This is a genomic window from Enterococcus sp. HY326 (assembly GCF_026157065.1).
Lineage (GTDB): Bacteria > Bacillota > Bacilli > Lactobacillales > Enterococcaceae > HY326.
On the sequence record NZ_JANLGQ010000009.1, the window covers coordinates 1 to 17,532 of the forward strand.

At 37.4% G+C, this 17,532-nt stretch carries 17 protein-coding genes and 1 pseudogene; 1 reads left to right on the top strand and 17 read right to left on the bottom strand.

Annotation, left to right across the window (positions count from 1 at the left end; translation table 11 throughout):
* The 17 genes and pseudogenes from ORH16_RS17105 to ORH16_RS17185 all read right to left on the bottom strand — a co-directional run.
* A pseudogene (locus ORH16_RS17105) lies at positions 1 to 256 on the bottom strand (acetyl-CoA carboxylase biotin carboxyl carrier protein subunit); the annotation flags it as partial.
* A 16-nt stretch (positions 257 to 272) separates the two neighbouring features.
* Positions 273 to 533: a hypothetical protein gene (locus ORH16_RS17110; protein WP_416207877.1), complete on the bottom strand. Its 261-nt coding sequence runs from the start codon at positions 531 to 533 to the stop codon at positions 273 to 275.
* A gap of 273 nt (positions 534 to 806) precedes the next feature.
* Complete coding sequence (locus tag ORH16_RS17115) at positions 807 to 2,171, bottom strand: CitMHS family transporter (protein ID WP_265460114.1); 1,365 nt, start codon at positions 2,169 to 2,171, stop codon at positions 807 to 809.
* Between the two features lie 23 nt (positions 2,172 to 2,194).
* The gene (gene ttdB / locus ORH16_RS17120; protein WP_265460115.1) at positions 2,195 to 2,806 is read right to left on the bottom strand and encodes a L(+)-tartrate dehydratase subunit beta; all 612 of its coding nucleotides are present in this window, start codon (positions 2,804 to 2,806) and stop codon (positions 2,195 to 2,197) included.
* On the bottom strand, positions 2,803 to 3,729 hold the full coding sequence (ttdA, locus tag ORH16_RS17125; protein WP_265460117.1) for a L(+)-tartrate dehydratase subunit alpha: 927 nt from the start codon (positions 3,727 to 3,729) through the stop codon (positions 2,803 to 2,805). The genes ttdB and ttdA overlap by 4 nt, the downstream gene beginning before the upstream one ends.
* A 325-nt stretch (positions 3,730 to 4,054) precedes the next feature.
* Positions 4,055 to 5,077 carry an AraC family transcriptional regulator gene (locus ORH16_RS17130; protein WP_265460118.1) on the bottom strand — a complete coding sequence of 341 codons (1,023 nt, stop codon included), beginning with the start codon at positions 5,075 to 5,077 and terminating at the stop codon, positions 4,055 to 4,057.
* 242 nt (positions 5,078 to 5,319) lie between these two features.
* Positions 5,320 to 5,688: a hypothetical protein gene (locus ORH16_RS17135; RefSeq protein ID WP_265460119.1), complete on the bottom strand. Its 369-nt coding sequence runs from the start codon at positions 5,686 to 5,688 to the stop codon at positions 5,320 to 5,322.
* A gap of 25 nt (positions 5,689 to 5,713) precedes the next feature.
* Complete coding sequence (gene lepB / locus ORH16_RS17140; RefSeq protein WP_265460120.1) at positions 5,714 to 6,508, bottom strand: signal peptidase I; 795 nt, start codon at positions 6,506 to 6,508, stop codon at positions 5,714 to 5,716.
* On the bottom strand, positions 6,477 to 7,166 hold the full coding sequence (locus ORH16_RS17145) for a hypothetical protein (protein ID WP_265460121.1): 690 nt from the start codon (positions 7,164 to 7,166) through the stop codon (positions 6,477 to 6,479). The genes lepB and ORH16_RS17145 overlap by 32 nt, the downstream gene beginning before the upstream one ends.
* Before the next feature lie 38 nt (positions 7,167 to 7,204).
* On the bottom strand, positions 7,205 to 8,299 hold the full coding sequence (locus tag ORH16_RS17150) for a DUF916 and DUF3324 domain-containing protein (protein ID WP_265460123.1): 1,095 nt from the start codon (positions 8,297 to 8,299) through the stop codon (positions 7,205 to 7,207).
* A 120-nt stretch (positions 8,300 to 8,419) separates the two neighbouring features.
* Positions 8,420 to 9,241: a WxL domain-containing protein gene (locus ORH16_RS17155; protein WP_265460124.1), complete on the bottom strand. Its 822-nt coding sequence runs from the start codon at positions 9,239 to 9,241 to the stop codon at positions 8,420 to 8,422.
* Positions 9,242 to 9,307: 66 nt separating this feature from the next.
* The gene (locus ORH16_RS17160; RefSeq protein ID WP_265460125.1) at positions 9,308 to 10,123 is read right to left on the bottom strand and encodes a WxL domain-containing protein; all 816 of its coding nucleotides are present in this window, start codon (positions 10,121 to 10,123) and stop codon (positions 9,308 to 9,310) included.
* The gene (locus ORH16_RS17165; protein ID WP_265460126.1) at positions 10,116 to 10,442 is read right to left on the bottom strand and encodes an LPXTG cell wall anchor domain-containing protein; all 327 of its coding nucleotides are present in this window, start codon (positions 10,440 to 10,442) and stop codon (positions 10,116 to 10,118) included. The genes ORH16_RS17160 and ORH16_RS17165 overlap by 8 nt, the downstream gene beginning before the upstream one ends.
* 14 nt (positions 10,443 to 10,456) lie before the next feature.
* Positions 10,457 to 10,777: a hypothetical protein gene (locus ORH16_RS17170; RefSeq protein ID WP_265460127.1), complete on the bottom strand. Its 321-nt coding sequence runs from the start codon at positions 10,775 to 10,777 to the stop codon at positions 10,457 to 10,459.
* Positions 10,778 to 10,963: 186 nt separating this feature from the next.
* Entirely contained in the window at positions 10,964 to 13,678 is a 2,715-nt protein-coding gene (locus ORH16_RS17175) for an isopeptide-forming domain-containing fimbrial protein (RefSeq protein WP_265460128.1), read from the bottom strand.
* Between the two features lie 120 nt (positions 13,679 to 13,798).
* Positions 13,799 to 14,545, bottom strand: coding sequence for a winged helix-turn-helix domain-containing protein (locus tag ORH16_RS17180; protein WP_265460129.1), 747 nt, complete (start codon positions 14,543 to 14,545; stop codon positions 13,799 to 13,801).
* Positions 14,546 to 14,855: 310 nt separating this feature from the next.
* Complete coding sequence (locus ORH16_RS17185) at positions 14,856 to 15,977, bottom strand: tyrosine-type recombinase/integrase (protein ID WP_265460130.1); 1,122 nt, start codon at positions 15,975 to 15,977, stop codon at positions 14,856 to 14,858.
* A gap of 784 nt (positions 15,978 to 16,761) precedes the next feature.
* On the opposite strand from ORH16_RS17185, the gene ORH16_RS17190 reads away from it, so the two are divergent.
* Positions 16,762 to 17,532 carry a LytR/AlgR family response regulator transcription factor gene (locus tag ORH16_RS17190; RefSeq protein WP_265460131.1) on the top strand — a complete coding sequence of 257 codons (771 nt, stop codon included), beginning with the start codon at positions 16,762 to 16,764 and terminating at the stop codon, positions 17,530 to 17,532.

The following is a 17,532-nucleotide window of genomic DNA, read 5'->3' on the forward strand; positions in this document are numbered from 1 at the left end:
TGGTTTTCGGAAACTGCATCCCCAACATTCACTAAGACTTTTAAGATAGCGCCAGGCATAGGAGCCGTAATTGCATCGGCGCCGGCTGGAGCTGAAGCAACGGGTGTTGGTGTTGGTGCTTCTGGAGCAGGAGCTGCGGGCGCAACAGGTGCAGCCGGAGCAACGGGTGCTGTCGGGGTTGTGGCACGCCACCGATTTCTTCCATTTCTACTAAGTATTCTTGACCATCGATTGAAATTTTAAATTTACGTAACATTGATGAACCCTCCGTTTTATTTTTTCTTTTGAATCGTTTTGACAATGAGCTGACTGTCTTCTGCTGCCTCTGCGGCAAGACTGGCGGCAATTAACGCAACTGTGCGGGCTTCTGGATTGCGTTTTAAAATTGTTTTAACCACAAATTGACTGTCGCTGTTTTCGCCAGCCGCAATTGCGGTGGCAATCACACTCACCAACTGATATTCTTCGGGACTTGTCGGAATAAATGCTGGTAAGGCTTCAAAAGAATTTGCATCTTCAGCTGCTTGATTTATCGCCTGCTGATAATCGCCTTTATTGTCTAGTTGATTTTTCGTTGATTCTCTGCGTTTTAAAAATTGAAACAATTTGCTCCCTCCTCTTTTAAAATTTCAAAAAGAAAAGACGCTGTAGCATAAGTTCCCTCTGTCAAAATTCTGAACACCTTGATGCTTCTACTAAACAGTTCATTTTTGTAATTTCTAAAATATTACTTTTGAAATTAGATGAGCTGCTGAATAGGTCAGATTTTTGACCGTTCGTTGGACTTATGCCACAGCCTCTTATGTTTAAAGCGGCAATGACCCGGTTGCTGCGTACACAGCAAGATAAATGATTAAAATTGGCCAGCAATATTTGATATACTTCTTCTGAAAATCAACAAAATTTAATTCAGTTGAAGCTGTCAGCATAAACAAAGCTGGAATAACTGGCGAAATCAAACGGAAGGATTGTCCCACCATGGAGGCAACTGCTGCTTGGGTAGCTGACAAGCCATAGGATTCCATCACCTCAGCAACAACTTTGGCGATGCCGAAGTAAAAGGCATCCTGTGGTAAAAAGGTAATTGCCGGTGCAGAGATAAAGGCGTAAATCGGTGCCATATGGGCGCCTAAATTTTCGGGAATAATCATGGTGATGCCTTGAGCTAAAGCATTTGCCATGCCGCTGCCGGATAAGACTCCGGAGAAAACACCGGCGGCAAAGGTTGCCAAGGCTGGCGCTAAAGCGTCAGAGGCAATATCATCAATTCGGTCATTGATGATACTTACCTGGCGATAATTCACCGTCAGCACGATAGCGCTACCAATCATAAACAACACAGCGCCGTGGGCTACATCTTGAATCAGTAAATATAAAATGCCAGCAGTTAAAAGCAGATTAAACCAGAATAGTTTTGGCCGTTTTAATTCAGGATCTTTATTTTGAATCGAGGCTAACATTTTTGCCATCATCACGTCATCAATCGCTGAATCAGAACCGTCGCAAAAACCTAAGCGCTTACGTTCTTTTAGTCCTAAGCGATAAGCTAGAAAAATGACAAATACTTCTGCCACTAGCATCCCTGGCAGCAGGGCATTAAATAGTTCTGTCACCGGCACTCCAATGGCTGTACTAGCAGCAATTGTCGGTCCGCCCCAAGGGAGCTGATTGAAAATTCCGATGGGGGCAACAATTAAAATTGCTAAATAACTGAGTTTCATATTCATAAATTTATACAATTCCAAAAAAGCAGCTACGCAGATAATAATCGTCGTAGTGGTGTCACCGTTCATCGTGACAACTGTGGCTGTTAAGACAGTAGCCATCGTCACTTTTAGCGGGTCACCCTTGGCTTTTTTTATAAAAAATTCGCACAAGGGGTCAAACAAGCCCACATTTAACATTAAATCAAAATACATCACCGCAAATAAAATTAACAAGCCTGGGGAAATAACTCCCATGGAAACACTGCCGGATTCATCATTGACACTGAAGAACAGCGCATCCGTAATCCATTGAAATAAATCAGCAAAAGTGGCATCTGTTAGAACAACCACAATTAATCCGAAAAACAGTGGCACTAAAACCAGAGCGCCGACAATTGAAAGTTTATTTTTCGCCAATAAAACGACAAATGAAACAATCATTAACAATGCCAAGAATAAAAGCATAAGGCTTCCTCTTTTCTATAAAGCTATTTGATGAAACGCACTTCCTGATAAATTTTTTCTAGTTCTGCATCTTTGCGTCGGTTAAACTCAATTTTATTTTTTTCAAACAAATTGTCTCCTAGAGTGTCGATTGAAACGATTAATGGACCGTATTCCTTAACTTGATTCACCCATAGAGTTTCTGGCATCCCTAAGTCTTTCCACTGCGCATCGATAATTTCTTCAACTTTTTCAGCTGCATAAACAGCATTACCTGCTGGATAAACAAGGTGCAAGGCTTGATACTTTTTACAGCCGGCTTGTGTGCCCGCTCCCATACCGCCTTTGCCGACAATCAAACGAACACCGGTTTCTTTAATAAAATCCTCTTCAAATTTTTCCATCCGCATGCTAGTCGTCGGTCCAACAGAAATCATTTGATAGCTGCCATCTTCCTTTTCTTTGACAATCGGGCCAGCGTGTAAAATTGCCTTATCTTTGACATCCACCGGTAAAGGCAATCCTTCTTCGACAACTCGCCGATGAGCCACGTCGCGACAGGTGACTAAAATTCCTTCTAAATAAACGATATCCCCTACACGAATATCGGCAATATCTTCAGCGGACACGGGTGTTTTTAAATGAAACTCTCTCATAGTTCTACCTCCTGATGTAACGGTAATGAATAATTTAATTCGCTATCAAATAAAATTTTGCCTCGGCGATGAGACCAGCAGCCGACATTAATGGCTACGCCAATAACGGAAGGATGGCGGGCAGTGTTAATAATGTTAACCCCCATGACGGATTTTTTTCCGCCAAAGCCTTGCGGTCCTAAGCCAATATTGTTGATACCATCTTCTAGTAAATGTTCCATCTTGCGGGCATTTTCGTTTGGACTTTCACTACTGACTTCCCGCATTAAAGCTAATTTAGAATTCATAGCGGCAACTTCCACAGACGTTCCAATGCCAATACCTACCAATAATGGTGGGCAAGCGTTAATTCCATAGCTAGTCATCTGATCCATCACAAATTTTGCGACACCTTCGTAGCCTTCTCCGGGCATTAAAACTTTGGCTGCTCCTGGTAAGGAACAACCGCCCCCTGCCATGTAAACGTACATTTCCAATTTATCGGAATCGCCTTCAATTTCAGTAAAGACACTTGGTAAGCCAGAACCAATGTTTAAGCCAGTATTGTACTCATCAAAAGTTTCCACTGCATTGTGGCGCAGTGGTGCTTTTTGTGTTGCTAAAAAAACAGCTTCCTTTAAAATGTCATTCAATTCGCTTAATAATGGAAAATGACTGCCACATTTGATAAAAAATTGTAATGCGCCGGTGTCTTGACAACTTGGTCGTTCCAATTTTTCAGCTAACATTTGATTTTCCCACATGGTGTTGTACACCAATTGTTGCAATGGATCGACTTCAATTTTAGAAAGCTCGCTTAATTTTGCTGTCACATCATCTGGTAAACGACGGCTGACCACGGCAATGTAGTCAACTAAAATATCTCGCATTTGCTGAGCCTTAGGTGATAAAGTTTTTTCTTGGTACGTATATTTTGTAGTCATGATACTCCTCCTTGCTGTTATCTGTATTATCTTCGGAAAAGCTCTTTTCAACTAGCCAATAATTATCGAGATGCAGCTTCCTTGTGAAAGTAATAACATTAAATAAAGTCGTCATTTTCACTCCTTCAACACAAAAAAAGCCACTGCTGTTTGCGACAGCGCCGGCAATTGTTTCCGTTTTCATAATACTGAGTAGCAAAAAAAAAGGTATCCCGATTTTTGTGATAGCCTAAAAATAAATCCTCAAAAATCAGCATTGAAAATCAAAAATTTGCATAAGATTAAATGCTTTTTGAAAACAGGCAATTTTTGAGGAAATGGTTTTTTAATCAGCAGTTGAAGTGATGGCTTTTAACTTAGCTAAAAGCTCGTTGTATTTTTCTTGGTAATCATCTCTGGCACAATAGCTACAAGGATTAATCTGCAGTGTTTCTTGACTAATGGCTTGTTCCTGTAAAATTGCCAACGCCGCTTGTTGATCTTCTGGTGATAATTCTTCTTTAAAGGATCGATCAATTACCCGCAAATCAGGATTCAATTGCTTCCGATACTCACTTGGCGTCAGGGCAAAATGTTTTTTAAACATTTTATTAAAGGCTTTGATATCACTAAAACCATTTTCATAAGCAATATCGGCAATTTTCAACTGGGTGTCTGCCAATGCTTTGACTGCATGTTGCAAGCGGCAACGAGTCAGATATTCGTAAAAATTAATCCCCAACTCGCTTTTAAATAATTTTGACAAATAGGTCGTGGAATAATTGGTCGCTTGGGCCAACGACTCCAGTGAAACCTCTTTTCTAAAGTTTTCCTCCAGGTAGGAAATTGCATCATCCAATAAAGACTGCCGCTTAGCTAGCGGCTTCTCCTTATTATTTTCAGCGGGAACAAAAAATTCCAGTAGCTTTTGACTAATTGAAAAAAAGAGACTATTTTTTTGAAAAGCGGCACTCGCCTGATTATCCAACAATTGCAGCTGTGCCATATCTTTCCTAAAAGAAGCATAGAGGGGATTAAGCTGGTCACGGCTAGAGTCCAATTTGAAATTGCCCCCGCCCAGCTCCACTCCTTGATTAATAAAAAAATCAGGGGAAAGATATAGCCGCAAACAGGTGCTATCAGGATCAATAGCAAACGTCGCATGCCCACTATTGGAATTGATTACATACAAATCCCCTGTTTGCAGCTCATGAATGCTTCCGTCCACATTAATTTCAATATGACCTTTTAACAGCCACAATAATTCGATTTCATAATGCCAATTGTAGTGATAGCTGCCAACCCGATACACCAGCTGGTCAAACTGAACACTTAAATTATCAAATTGATACTGCTCTCTTAAATTCATTGTAAAAACTCCAAATAGGACACTTTTTTTCTTGATTATAGCATTGTTTTCCTAGTAAGAGTACTCACTGTTTAGTAATCAAATAGGATGTTTCCAATCATTTTGAAAAAACTTATCCAGAGTCATGAAAAAGCTACAAAGAGAAAAGGGGTAAATCATGGTATATTTGCCTCTACAATGTAGCAAATCATCGCTTTAGAGGAGTAATTTTTGATAGTTTTTAGGAATTGTTGTTTAAATTTTCATCTCAATTTAAAGTACACATACTCATAGAGTGCCAATTTCCGCTTTTCAAAATTAAAATAAAGAATAGCGACTAGCAATCCTAAAGAGCCTAAGATGAGATATAAAATTAGTGATGTATAAGGTGAGATCATTCCCACCAATCCAGTAACAATAAAAATTGAACTGATTATTATGGTGTAAATAAGAAACAAGCTCCAGGTTCTTTTTTCATTTTTTAAAGTGAAATAGGCAAAATAAAACTGTTCCACATCCATTTTGAAAATCTTCTGAACCTCTTTTACGGATCCATATTTATTCCTTAATATTTGCTTCTTTAAAGATACTCCCAAAATTGTCTCAATTCTTTTTTCTTTAGCAGCAGTCATCCTATCCTCCATCGAATAAATCATCTCATGTTTTTAAATCGGAAAAATTGATTGTTATTACACCTATAATTTGGTTTTCACTCACCAGACCATAATCACGACTATCAGAGCTGTACTCTCGATTATCCGCTAAGACAAAATATGCTTCTTCTGGTATCTTCGAAGCACCAGAGATATCTATAAGATTAAAATCCTTCGTAAAATTCCCACCAGATTGTTGCGCCTCATTAATTTGATTAATCAAAAATCTTTCAACAACCATTTCTCCGTTCACATATAAGCTATCATTTATATATTGAATATCCTCCTTTGGTAGGCCTATCACTCTTCTAATCTGATAAGTATTACCTCGTTTTATTAGAACCAAGTCAAAACGCTGAACACTTTTATTTTTCTTTAACAACACAAGGTCCCTGTCTCTTAAAGTCGGCACCATACTATACCCATTCACTCGATAAATTTCAAAAAGGAAGGAGCTAACAAATAGACATGTAATCAGAGTCATACTGAATACAAGCAAAAGCTCTTTAAAACGCTGTTTTGACCTACCAACCTGCTTTTTCTTTGATAGCGAGTTTTGAGGCTTAAATCTTTTGCCTTTTTTTCTAGTTTTTCTTTGAGGGCATGCTAACGGCTCCTCACCTTTGCTTTTACGAAATTCTGCTTTGCCACTTGTTTGAAGCAAAGCTGATTTTTTTGAAACTATTTGAGTACTTGAATTTATTTTTTTAGTTTTGTGCTGCTTAGCTGAACCAACCGATTTTTTCGGTCTTTTCCTCAGCTTCTTTTTATTTTCCATCGGAATTTTCACTAGCCTCATCTTCTAGTGCCTCTTGATTGACGCTATAATAGTCAAAAGCTTTACTTTCAAGTTCTTTAAGTCGTTTTATATCACCTTCATAGGTGACAACCAGCTCACTGTTATTGTAAAACTCTGTCACCTGACGACTTGCGTTCATTCCAAGTTCTCCTAGTGCTGCGTAATACCTGTTTAAAACAGTTTGACCGTCTGCGGTATTTGCCGAACTCGCTGTTTTACTCGCATAGCTTGCTAGGTTAGTTGCTAAATACCGGATATCTCTATTCACCGTATCGGCATCTTCTGTTGCATTTGCGGCATCATTTATTTTCCCTTCAAAATCACGCAGTAACAAGTATGACCGTACAACCAAATCGGAATCTTCTGTAGATAAGTTTGTGGATTGATAATAGCTAAGGTAGGCTGTTCCACCACCAAATAGTAGAGCCAATAAAGAAAAAACGACAACCATTTTCACATCTTTTTTTCTTTTTAAATAGATTCTTTTTCTTACTACCCGCCATCGTTTTTTTAGTTTAGAATTTTTTGGGGGAGAACTCGGAATACCTGCCAGCTTTTTTGTTTGTGATAGCACCGCTATAAAAAAATAAATAGTGAAAAAAATCAGAATCAGTGTAATTGAAATTCCAATGATGACACCCCATTCTATGATAGACATCATATCCCCCCTGAATTATGAATTCTGTTAAATAGTGACTAAGATTTCTTTTTGGATTTTTTAGCCAACTTTTTTTTCTTATTTTTTCTTCTTGTTACAATAAAAAAGATGATGCCAACTAAGGCAATAAACCCTATTACAATTGTAGCAATCAAGCGCCAGTCAATTCCTCTTTCTTGGACCAAGCCTGCATCTCTTTCATTATATTCATTTGCTTCTTTTTCAGAGATTTCAAAATTTTCATGCCATTCCCATTTTCGATCTCCAATATAAGCATTTACATGGGCAGTATATTGTCCCGGCTCCATCTGGCTGCCAGCCATGCTAATTGGAAAATCTATGAAACTATTAGGGGCCATCCGCATTGTCGTTCTTCGAGTTTCCCACAGGACTTCATTTGATCCCTCTGCCGTAATTTGAGCGTCTACTGTTAAATTATTAACATAGGTTGCAACGATATTTGAAAAACTAACAAAAATCGTATTTCGATAATTTTGCTGGCCAGCATAAGCTTTGTTGAATTGTAAATCAGGCTGTAAATCGTTATTTCCTTCTCTCAATAAAATGGAGACCGCATACGCATATTTATTATTCACATAGGACCCTGCTTCGGAATCAGAGCCTTCTGTCTCATCAACAATTCTTTGCATCGTAAGTCCCCCCGCAATCACACCATCATAAGCTGTTTCGGGCATTTGAATTGAGATATCTAATTGTTTAGTCTCACCTGCAGCTAAATCAATCGTCTCTGGTACGGAGACAATCTGATTAAAATCAAACTGCAGTGAGGGATCATTTTCGATATCTGGACGATTATACTCAATCACGCCGTTATTGTTGGTCTTAGCAGCATTAAGCTTTAAGCCAACCCTTATAGCTTCTTCTCCCGGATTAGTCAGCGTCATCGATATTACCTGCTGTTGGCTTGGATTCATAGCTAAATCATAATAGCCTAAACTCGAATCTGTTTGATTTTCTGGAAGCATAACTTGATAATTAAAGCCTGTCGCTGAACTACCGTTACTTTGATCAGCAGTGGCCAAAGCTTTCTGGTTGCCCATTGTTACACTAATCATTCCTAAAACAAATAGAAAAAAGAGTTTTACAAATTTTTTTATATGTCTAAACATCATTGCTGTCATACCACCTTTAAAAATAAATTATCATGAATATATGTATATGTTTACAAAACTAATGAGCTGATGAGAGATGCTCTCATCAGCTCATAAAATAGTAAAACCTAAGAGCTTAAATTATGCTAATGCACCAATTGTCCAAGTGATATCAGCAGTATAATCTCCTAAGACCATTGATGAAGCAGTTGCTGCTGGTACTGTTAATGTAACAGCTTTGTCATCAGTCTCTTTAGTACCGGTCATCCCTAATACTGTATTAGCACCTGTATAATCTTTACTTTGGCCAAATTCTAAAACATAAACCCCAGCACCACTGCCTTGAGCAGCAGATACAACTGTAATCGAATTTCCAGCACTTGTAGTAGAATCATAGCCCAATGCGTCTAATGATGTAGACATTGTACCTGGTGTTGCCATATTATCTGCCCGAGTTTCCATGATTCCATAGTTGTATTTGATTGTCGTGCCGTCTAATTTTTTAGTAGTATCAGTTTTCAGTTCAAAAGGTCTGGTAATTTGAGCGGTTACTGTGTAACCAGCGTTTGTACCACGAGTATCACCAAATTGAACTAAAGCTCCACGAGTTTCTGTGGTGGCACCAGTGTCATCAGTTTTAGTCACTAAAGCAGCCGCATTTGCAGTTACTGCTTTAGAAGCAGTTTTAATTGTTCCAAAATTTAATTTTGAAACGTTCGTAATCCCTAATGTGCCTGGATCTGTTCCTGGAGTGATTTCTGGATTATCCGGATCAATATCTTTACCTGGATCTTCTGGGTCAACGATTGGATCTGTAGGATCTAAATCACCCGCTTCAACCGTCACACGACCTTCAGAGATTGCAGAGTGAGTTTGAGTTGCTGCACTAGCTAATACTGGAGCTGTTGCCCCTACAGCAATGACTGATAATAAAGTTGTTGCACATAAACGTTTGAATTTCATTTTTTATTTCCTCCTAATAGTTCTTCCTTTATTACAAAAGAGGGATTCCTCTATTTGCCAAAAATATTAATTTGTGGGACCAGCAGTAAGAATCCATGTCAATGTCGTAGAATATTTTACTGGCTGAATTTTAGTTGTCTTTGGAACACTCAAAGTAATCGCTGAATTACTGTAAGCTGGTTTATTGAAAACTTCATCAATTACCGGATTTCCCGATTTATCAACTAAAGGTGATAATGTGTTCGATTGGTTATTTTTATTTCCGCTCGACGCACCAAATTCAATTGTCCAAACTCCTGTGCCTGCACCTTTAGAAGAAGTCGCTACGGTATACGCCGAGTTCATTTCATTAATCGCAATTGTGTCGCGAGTAACGAGGGGAGCTTCCGCCGTACTGACGGAATTCGCCCAGCCATGGTCAAAGGATAAGCTGGCCCCCTTTAGTTCTTGGCCATCTGTTGATTGAATAATTGAGTTACTAAATTGATGGTCTTGGGAGACCTGCAGTTCCCAACCACTGGAGTCTCCGCGGCGATCAGTAACTTGAATGTAATATCCTCTTGCATCTGTTTCATCATGAAACAACTGGGCTAAAGAGGTATATACTCGATTTTCTTTAGATAAATCATTTAAGCCAAATTTTAATTCCGATACGAAATCAATTCTTAAAGGTCCCTCAGTCGAAGGTGATTCTCCTGGATCCACCTCATTTTCAGGATTCTCCGGATCAACTGGATTCGTCTTACCGGTATCCTCAACAGAAACAGCCCCTTTTGAAACAGTACTATGGGCCAAGACGGATTGACTTCCTCCGAAAAAGATGATAAGAAAAGTTAGCAAAGTAGCAAAAGCCATGAATGATTTATGATATTTTTTAACCATTTCCCTCTGCCTCCTTTTTTTTCTTATAACGCAAGAAGACTATCAATAAACTAAACAGTATCAATCCCCCGCCGATGAAACTAAAATTACGTACAGTTTCACCTGTCTGCGGAAGCTTTCCACCAGGTTCTTTTCCCGTCGGCTCTGAAGAAGTGGTACTACTTTCGGAAGTTTTAGTTCCTTCGTAAAACGTAATCCCACCATCTACCGTGACCTGACCACCTGCATCTTTTACGGCATGAACACTCGCAACCTGTACTGTAAAGCCCAACAGCAGAACCAAACAACTGAGGAAAACCAAAAATCTTTTATTTTTCATCTTACTAACTCCCCCTATGGTCCTGCTGCAATCGTCCAAGTAATTTCTGCTGAATAACTACCGATATTAGAAATCGTCGTTTTAGATGGATCGGCTACTAACTTCAACCCTGGTGTGGACGCGGTCGTCCCCCAGGTGCTAGAAACATCGACACTGCCTCCGCTAGGATTAACGACAATGTCTGACGCGTTGGTATCCAATGTGATATCCGTACCATCTTCGGTAATATAATGGAGTGCCTCATTCATAATCGATTGGGTACTATTATTTTTCATCTCTTTACTTAGCTTGGCTGTTAATGTCCAACCACCTTTGCTTCTAGAGCGTGTATCCAAAATTGAAAGACTCTCATTCCCTAAGTTAGGATTGTCTACACGTTTTACAGTCGAGTCATAAATAATATTGCCAAAATCGATAACACTCGGTGCTGATTTAATAATCAGAATCCCATCGAAAACGTAAGTTACTTCATCTCCATTACCTGTAATGGTTACTTGTTCAGAACTTGGACGTTCCTCTAATTAATAGTTTTGCGTTTCAATTAAAGCAATGGCATCTAACACATCTTGCTCTTTTGTTAAATCAACGACTTGATTCAGGCTTCCAGAAATGACAACCGGCTCATGAATCACTTCACCGTCAAGATTTTTAAAATTAACTGTCAAGGTATTGTCTAAAATAGGATTAGTTTCAGACTTGTTTGAAGCAATCTCGAAGGTTCCGTCAGATGCTGTTTTCCCTGATAGATTAGCCGTGTTGACAATGGTGCGACCAACTGCTTTTCGGTTCACAGAAACATTAAATGATAGGATTATCTTATTCTCACCGGTACTGGTTACTGGCAAAATATCTCCCAGCGAAACACTCAATTTCCTTGTCTCAGCATCAAATGTACTAGCAGCACTTACACCGTTGATTTGAACATCGGCGCTGGAACTGTCAAAGTCAAGACCTTCATCTAAAATGTCAGTTAACACCACATCAGACCATAAAATATTGCTACCTTCCGCTTCATCGTTAGTCACTGCGACAGAATAACGCAAGACTTCGCCTGTGGAGACATTGGCTGCTCCGCTCGAAATAGTGAAACTCTTTTTCGCAGATGCAGTATCAATAATCGACTTCTCAACAGTATAAGTGGCAGCCGGATTGAAAGTGGCATCTCCGTAGTTTAAAGCATTATCAGGATTGATATTTCCTATCGAATCGTTAGTAGCTGGAGCTACATTTTTTAACCCTGTAGGAGCAAGGCCGGCATCGTCTTGTAAATATACTGTGACTTTATCTCCAATAGTTAGCTTGTTTGGCAGAGTAATTGAAAATTTTCCGTCAGCGCCAACAACAGCAGTCGAACTGAGTAAGCTTCCGTTAACTTTAACGAGAACCCTTGCTCCCGCCTCTGCACCGTCACCTTTCAAATACAAGTCAGTATCTGTTACTTTTCCGCCATTGATTTGAACCGGCTCAGGTGGTGTGATATCAAATACTGGTAATGATGCCGTAGTATCAGAAATCAATTTTCCACGAGTTGCCATTGCACTTAAAATCGTGCCTGCAGCATAAAAATTATCGACTGTCGTGGAAATATAACCAGTCGCATCCGTTACTAAATCTTTTTCATCAGAAGAAACCGAATCCGTCAGCTTAACTGGCAAGCCAGAGTTTGCAAACACGTCAATATAATGTAAATCACCGTTCTCATCTAACCCTGTATTATCTGGCACAGAGCCTAGTCGGATACGAGCTAAGTTTGACAGATTTTTATCTGCATCTGTCAATTGGTACTGCCAAAGAACATCTGGTTTGGAATTTAGTCCTGAAATCCGGGAAACATTGCTTCTGGTGTTTGTTTTAATCGCCGAAAGCTTAGTTTGTAACTCTGTCTCACTAGAAGTTGGAACATTTAAGTCCTGATAAATAAAACTTGTGACATCTGGATAATCAAAGGTTGCATTACCAAATATATCTGAGCCAACTTGCCAGAAAGATAAATTACTATTTAGAACACTAAATGAATTACTTTTGCTTCGATTGACTTGAACTGCATCTTGGGAACCAGTGTTTCTAAAGTCAAATTGTAAAGGTGAATCTAATGTAATTTTGTTATTACTACTATTCGTTGCTTCACCTAAAGTAATCAAAGCTTCGTTTCTACCCGTACTACCAATAACAAAGAAAGAAGAACCCGGTTTGAAATTAATCGATAAATTTGTTGCGTAACCGCTATTAAATGGAATACGACCTTCGTTTCTGCCAACGATTGTTGAATCACCACCCATTGTCGAACTATCCCGCAAACTAATGTCAGAAGCCAAGCTTGTTAAAGTGACAACTGAACCTTTTTCTGCGGTCATTGTTTGACCATCACCGTGAAACTGCAAAGATGAACCTGGTACTGTGGCAGTAAATTTACTGTTTTCCCCCACATTAATCTTTGAAAAATATTGATAGATAGCCGGATAGGTTGTGTTACTAAGACTACCAACGTTTCTTAGCTTAATGTCACAATTCTCACCGATATCAAACTCTGAACTCCCAGTATCAGTTGGCTTTGTATTATGTCGATACCAGATTACTGAATAGTTTCTGCGAGTAATATCACCATAATATTCGGTGCCATTTTCAAATTTCATACCGCCTGTATAAAAGTTTTCTCCCCATGTACTAACCTTATTTTTTCCATAGATAGTTACTTGACCTCTTGTGAACCGCGCTACCCGTTCAGTGTCACTTTTGGGTACCACAATATTTCCTAATCTCAATGTCCAATTCTTTGTATAACAGTTCGCATCGGTTGGAGTGTAATTCGGTAGTCCAAATATTGAAGAAGAATCCGCAGTAGTTCCAGTACTGTAATTGGAGATGATGACATCATGCACATGAAGCGTTGCATTGGTTACGCCAGCAGCTGGATTTACAACACCAAGATAAGTTCTACCTATATAAAGTTGATAATGATCATAGTCATTTGCTGGATTAGGTTTAGAACCATCAATTTCAAGAGATGTGGAACGATGTGTCCGAATATTGTTAGAAGCAGTAGTATCAGATCGAATGATATCTTGGCTCAGCTTGATTTTCGTGACATTTGGATCTTCATAAGCTGTCTTAAAGCTACTCCAATCAGAAACGGTGACTTCTGTTGCACTGACAGCAGATGGCTTAAAGAATAAGCTAAGTCCCAGCACCAATCCTAGAAAAAGAACACCAAGTAATTTTCTTTTTCTGTTTCTCATATTTTCACCTCCCTTCGTTGCTTAAATCTTAAGTAACACTCTCTAACCCAAGGTACATAAAGGTCATCTTCGTTCAATAATCCTGTTGCGGCATACCCTTTAAGAATGAAACTAATTAATTTACTCAACAAGCCTTACAGGGATATAATCTTGAAAAAAAGTTTCAGAGAGTGTATAGCCCTTTTTCCAATGAGTGATTAAATAGGAACTATTTGATTCTGATAAATTGATAATATTGTTTTTCTCCATCTTTACTCGAATTCTGCTGATAATTTGAGAAAGCTGTGCTAGATTTGATGAAGAACTTGAGTTCCAAATATGCGAAGCGAGGCTTTTTCTGTCAATATAGTCCCCCTCTGAATCAACCAATACCCGAAAAACTTGACGCTCCTTCGCAGACATTGATGATATGAAGTTTTCATAATATAGTTTTTTATCTCCCTGCTGAAAGTTCCTTTTTTGATGCAAATACTGATTTAAAGGATTTTTTTTATCGCTGATTTCAGTTTCTACTTTTTTTGATAAAGCTTCTCGTAATGTTTTCAAAGAACAATCCTCATCAATATAATCAATTGAATGACATTTCTGAGACTCTATCAGTGCGTTGTCATCCCCTTCAAAATTTTCTAGTCGCAAAAATCTGACATTTTGAAAACCAATGCTTAGTATCGTCTCAACTTCTTCTTCACTAATACTCGAACTGATAATTACGAGATTAAAGATTGGTGTAATCTTTATTTTGAATCCCAATAAAATTTCATTAAAAATTTGGGATGAGGAAAACACCTCATATCCTAAACTTTTTAATTTCTGTTCTAATTCCGATTCGACTAGGATGTTTTTAGTCAAGATCATGATAGACTTCAAAAAATCAACTTCTTTCTAAAATAAATATATTGTTTACTCTTTTTAATCCATCTTTACAAATTACATATAGTTCAGCGTTGTAGTTGTTACTTCACAAAAATTAAAATTTAAAATAAAACAGAAGGAATGGATATTTGTTATTATCGGTTTTTTTGTTATAATATTGTAAGTTGGCTTTTTCAATCAGGCTTTTACAAAAAACAGCTAGTTATTTTTCTCAATTCTCTCACAATTGAGAATTTTCCTTTCAAGCGGCTTATTCTGAGAGTTTTTATGATTTTTGACCATTCTCTCTGACGCTTAATTGTTCTCAGACAATTTCTAAAAGAGTATCCAGTTGGCTGATTCCTTTTCTTCTGGTCTCCATTAATGAACCCGCATAAGTATCTAAAGTCATCTTTGTTGATTGATGTCCTAATATTTTGCTGAGACTTGCAATATCCATTCCCTGCTCTAAGCAACGAGTGGCGAAAGTGTGCCTTAATGTATGGAAATTGATATTTTCCAAATTGGTCTCTACTAAAATTCTTTTAAAGCGATTGGTAATGGTTCTAGGTTCTGTTAATTCCTTTGATGATTCGATTACATACTCCGATGTTGCGTTTTTTCTTTTTTCTTGTAGGTAATTTTTTAAATTTTTAGCTATAGGAATTTTTCTGATTGAGCTAGCCGATTTCGGACTACCAACCGTTAATTCAGTTTTGGTTTGAACTGAGTCAAGGCTAAAAATCCTTGAGACCGTTCTTCTGATATAGATCATATCTTCATCAAAGTCGATATCTCTCCATTGCAAACCGCTAATTTCACCAATACGCATACCAGAATACAAAGCGATGATAATAGCAGAACAGCTTGTCTCTTTTAAGGCCGTGCATTCTAATTTTTTTTGCTGAGCTAAGGTTAAGGTATTTACCTCATGCTTGATAAGTTTAGGTAATTGAACGCTTTTACAGGGAAATTCACGAATATAACCTTGTTGATATGCATCAACTAAGGACTTCTTAACAACATTAAAAATATTTCTGACAGTACCAGGAGCTAAATCCTTCTCCTGCAGCTCCTCCAAGAACTTATCGATTTTCTTCGAGGAAATCTCATTTAACAACAGATCGCCAATAGAAGGGTTTATATAGACTTCTACTAGTCGTGAATAAATTGACAGAGTAGTTTTTTTCACCCTTTTCTTTTCAATCTTGTCTATCCAATAAGCTAGCCATTCAGAATATTTTTCTGCCTTTATAGTTCGCTTACTGATAGTAAAGTCACTAATTTGCTCGACCTTTTTTTGAAGTAGTTTTCTTTTAACGTCTTCATATTTTTTTCCATAAATAGAAGAGTATTTAGCTTTTCCTGTGGTTGTTCGAGAAGAAATATAGCGACCTTCCCAACGTCCATCTTTTCTTTTGTAGATATTTTCGCCTTTTCTGGCCATAGTAATCCCACTTTCTTTTGACGATTTAATTGACGGAAAACAACAATAAAATAAAGCAGCTTGCAGTTAAACTGAAGAAAAGAATCATTTTTTAATAATATTTCTTTGCATTAAAAATAAAATGTGCTACAATATTTTGTATCACAAAGGTTATCAAAAATAATCCTTATCAATAGCCTTTCTCAATTGTGAGAGAATTGAGAAAATTACATTCATGAAAATGTTATGATTCATATTGAATTCATATTATAGCCTTCAAAAAGAAAGTTTGTTGCTTGTTGGAGTAACATTCTTGTTGATTTGAATAATTTAATACATAAAAAAACAGTTATTTTATCAATTGAAAAATAACTGTTTTTGTTTTGTTTTTTTCTGCAACTAGAAAAAAATTTCTTCTATTTTAAACCAATGTAGCAGAAGTCTAATTTACTTTTGAATCTTGATGGAAAATTTTGTAACTTTGTTTGACTAAAGCAGATTAAAATAACAAATTTTCTATTCTTCAAGAGCTCTCAATATCGGCAGGTACTTTTTTATTTTTCTCTGATATTTAAAAAAATTCAAACAAATCTACATGTCTGAGGTTACTTTTTGCTGTGACGTTTCTCTCAGCAATTTTTTTGTACTTTTAATCTGGATAAAGTTTGCCGAGCTTGAAGTTAAACTTCAAAAGTACTTTTTTTACAAAAACGACACCAAAGCTATATAACATTGACTTCAAAAAAGCTTTTTTCTTGAAAAAAAGTTTGAATCCACTTAAATTGTTATCGATAGGGGTGACAGAATGAAATATGAGGCTAACGTGTATATCATTGAGGATGAACTGGCTCACAGAATGGCGATTTCCAAATGTTTGCTCGATTTTACCGAGAAAAGTGAATACATCAATCTGTGTATTGATGATACCCTCAACTACATCCAACTTTATCGAGATGTTGCGAATTTTACCATTTGTGACAATGATGTCTTTCTTATTGATATTCATCTTAATACAGATTTCACTGGGATTCAGTTGGCCAAAATATTACGTGGGAGGAACTCAAATGCTTTTATAATATTTCTGACAAGCGATGATACTTTGAGTCAATTTTCGATAAATCAGCAAATTTATCCATCAGGTTATCTTACAAAAAACATCTCTGAAAATATCATGACTAATGATGCACTATTCCCTATTTTAAATGAAATTCAAAATACCATCTTAAACAGACTTGAAAAAAATGTGGTAATTGAACTAAAGACTTCAGAAGGTATAACACTCGTTAACCCTTTTGATATCTCTTACATTACAACGGTCTCAGGCCTGCAGAAAAAGACTGTTGTGAAAACTAAGGATATTGAGTTTATCGCAAATGAAAGATTAGTTGATATCAGAAAAAAGCTCAATTCACCTGCATTTTTTAATTCTCTTAAATCATACATAATAAATCTTTTAATGATTAGCTCCCTTAATCAAAGCCAAGGGATGATTTATTTTAAAGATAATCGGGAATTGTTTATCGGATCAAGACACGTCGCTAAATTGAAAAAACGCTTTAAAAATCTGGAGGCATAG